This is a genomic window from Ideonella sp. P3_A4, from assembly GCF_056403075.1.
Genome location: NZ_JBFUGE010000707.1, coordinates 1 through 2869 on the forward strand (window position 1 = coordinate 1; position 2869 = coordinate 2869).

At 66.8% G+C, this 2869-nt stretch carries 4 protein-coding genes; 2 read left to right on the forward strand and 2 right to left on the reverse strand.

Annotated features, from left to right (window positions below; genetic code table 11):
- Together AC1DYI_RS31500 and AC1DYI_RS31505 are read left to right on the forward strand one after the other, a co-directional pair.
- The coding region (locus tag AC1DYI_RS31500; protein WP_477208050.1) for a galactose oxidase early set domain-containing protein at window positions 1-948 on the forward strand (948 nt) is incomplete at its 5' end.
- 131 nt (window positions 949-1079) lie between these two features.
- Window positions 1080-1310, forward strand: coding sequence for a hypothetical protein (locus AC1DYI_RS31505; protein WP_477208051.1), 231 nt, complete (start codon window positions 1080-1082; stop codon window positions 1308-1310).
- A gap of 89 nt (window positions 1311-1399) precedes the next feature.
- Here the strand turns inward: AC1DYI_RS31505 and AC1DYI_RS31510 are convergent, their stop codons facing one another.
- Window positions 1400-1759 (reverse strand): PRC-barrel domain-containing protein, encoded by a 360-nt coding sequence (locus tag AC1DYI_RS31510; RefSeq protein WP_477208052.1) that lies wholly within the window; start codon window positions 1757-1759, stop codon window positions 1400-1402.
- Window positions 1760-2263: 504 nt separating this feature from the next.
- Window positions 2264-2869 (reverse strand): hypothetical protein (locus AC1DYI_RS31515; protein WP_477208053.1); only part of this gene is annotated, 606 nt, incomplete at its 5' end.

The window sequence follows — 2869 nt, forward strand, 5'->3', positions numbered from 1 at the left end:
CCCGAGGTCTACAACGCCGCGCAGGGCTGGCGCACGCTGAAGGCGGCGAGCAGCGAGTTCGCCTACGGCTCGTCCGGGCAAAGCTGGAACTACCCGCGAGCCTGGTTGGGGCCGGATGGCCGGGTCGTTGTTCTCGCCGCTTCTGGCAAGACCTTTGCGCTCGACCCGGCGGGCAGCGGCGCGCTCGATGAGTTGCCCGCCACGTTGCCGCGCGGCGCCTTCAACCTGCCGGGTGCCATGTACCTGCCGGGCAAGATTCTTTCGGTGCGTGATGCGGGCGCGGCGGTGGTGGTCGACGTCAACGGCGCCTCGCCGGTCGTCACGCCGACGGCGCATCTATCGGCCGATCGCCAGTTCGGCAATGCCACGATCCTGGCCGACGGCAAGGTCTGGGTCAGCGGCGGCTCGACCACCGGCAACGACCTGGCCGGCGCGCTCTACGCCACCGAGACCTGGGACCCGGCGACCGGCCACTGGACCACCACGGCCCGCGCGGCCAAGGCGCGGCTGTACCACAGCACCGCGATGTTGCTGCCCGACGGCAGTGTGTTGACCGGTGGTGGCGGCGGGCCGGGGCCGGTGTTCAACCTGAATGCCGAAATCTACTACCCGCCGTACCTGTACAAGGCCGACGGCTCCGGCGAGCCGGCCATCCGGCCGATCATCGAATCAGCGCCGACGGCCGGCAGCTGGGGCGATCACATCGGCGTGACGATGTTCAACGACAAGACGATCGACAAGGTGGCGCTGATCCGCTTCGGCGGCGTGACCCACGCCTTCGGCAACGACCAGCGCTACCTGGCCCTGAGCTTCAGCCAGAGCGGCCAGCACCTGACGGTCAACCTGCCTGTGTCGGCCAACCGCGCGCCGCCCGGCTTCTACCTGCTGTTTGCGCTTGACGCGCAGGGTGTGCCGTCGAAGGCAAGGGTGCTGCGCTTGGGGGCTTGAGCCGCCGCGTCAGCCCCGCCTGCGGCACCGCTGCAGCGCGTTGTTACGTTGACGGATGCCCATCGTGCGCCGGCTGGCTCAGGCCCTGAGCTTGTTGCCCGGTCTACTGGTGTTTTGTTGGGAGACACCACATGATCAACACATTTCAATCCGTCCCGCCGCGCCCGTTGAAGGGCAACTCCGACCGGGCCCGCTGGGCCATCCGATGCCTGCTGGTGCTGGCCTTTGCCGCGGGAGCGCTGTGGCTCGAACTGATGCCGACATTTCGGCTGGAGCCGCTGGACCTGCTGCCGGTGGTGATCGGCGTGCAGGTGCTGGGCGCKTTGGTGCTGACCGCGTGGCTGCTGTGGTCACCGGCCTGAGGCCGAAACGCCGGCTCGGGCTGGCCTGAGCCGGCTGCTGGTGCACCGTTGTGACGTTATGTCCGTCGGCCCCCGGGAGGGCCGGCGCATCACCACATCGGGATATCCCAGTAGCTGTAGACCTTGCGGCCGTACTCGTCGGTGAACGGCGGCAGGTCGTTCTTTGGATAGCGCGGCGCCTTTTCGAGGCGTTCCTTCTCCAGCGGCACGATGTAGCCGTCTTTCGACGTGTCGTACTTCAGCATGCTCCAGGGCAGGGGATAGCGGTCGGTGCCCATGCCGAGGAAGCCGCCGAACTCCAGTACCGCGTAGCGGACCTGACCGGACTGCTTCTCGATCTCCAGGTGGTCGATCGAGCCGAGCTTTTCGCCCTTGGTGCCGTAGACCGGCGTGCCCTCGACGCGGTCCGAGGAAATGATGTCGCTGGCGACGTGGGTGGTCGTTTGCATGAGGGGCTCCTGAAGTGAACGCAGATACCCCATGCGGGGCAAGCCCCGCGCCCGGCCGTGGCGCCCCCAATTCGGCCCCACCGGCGGCCGAACTTGCTGCAATTTTGATCAGAACGCCATGCCCGCAGTCTCAATGCCCGCCGACCTGGGTGCGGTAGAACGCCCGGCCACCAGGTCCGTTCACGGCCGAGCAGAAGTCCCCGCGTGTGCCAGGCGCAAAGCATCCGCAGGCCTTGGCTGTCGGCAGCGCCGTCGCCTGGCATGCGATGGGCAGGGGCAAGCAAGCGAAGTTGCTCGGCAGCTCGGGGGCATCGGTCTTGAGCGTCTCGCAATACTGCGTGGCGCGGTCGCAGCGCAGCTGCGCCGTGCCGCAGGCGAATGTGCGGTCGGGTGGTGTCGTTGGGCGTGGCTCGGGCGCCGCGCACCCGCCCACGGAAATGCAGCATGCGAAAAGGGCGCCGGCCCATGCAGAGCGGCGCCACGATGTGACAGGTGTCCGGTGCCTCACGGCAGCRCAGTCCACGAGGCTACCCATTTCAGCGAACTGCCGTTGCAGCTGCACTCTGCCGGCGCCTGGTCAGGGGGCGTTTGCTTGCACGAGCGCGAGGTCACGAAGGCCTGCGAGAAGTCGCCGTGGCGCAGGTGGTCGAGGGCCGTGTTGATCTTGTTTTGCGACACGTTGGGGTCGGTGCGTGCGCCGGCGATCGAGCAGTGGGCATCACCGATCGACTTCACGTGGTTCGGGCTGACCGTGTAGGGCGGGATCGTCGTGTCCTTGGTGCCCACGCCGGCTGCCACGAAGTCGGACTTGGTGAGATCGGTCTTCGTCTTGAAGCCCAGTTGCAGGTAGGCAATGACGTACTCGCTCAGCAGCGGCGACGGATTCGGCGCGACGTCGCCCCATTGCATCTTGTCGTCCTGGATCAACCGGAAGGTGCGCGAGAAGGCATCGAAGCCACCGAAGCGGTCGTAGAAGCTGTCGAACATCGCGACTTCGCTGTCGTATTCGTTCAGACCCTTGATGCCGAAGCGGCGGTGCTGCGCATCGGCAGCGGCCAGCACCGTCGGGTTGTTTTCCTTCTCGCCGATCACCTTCATGATGTGGTAATC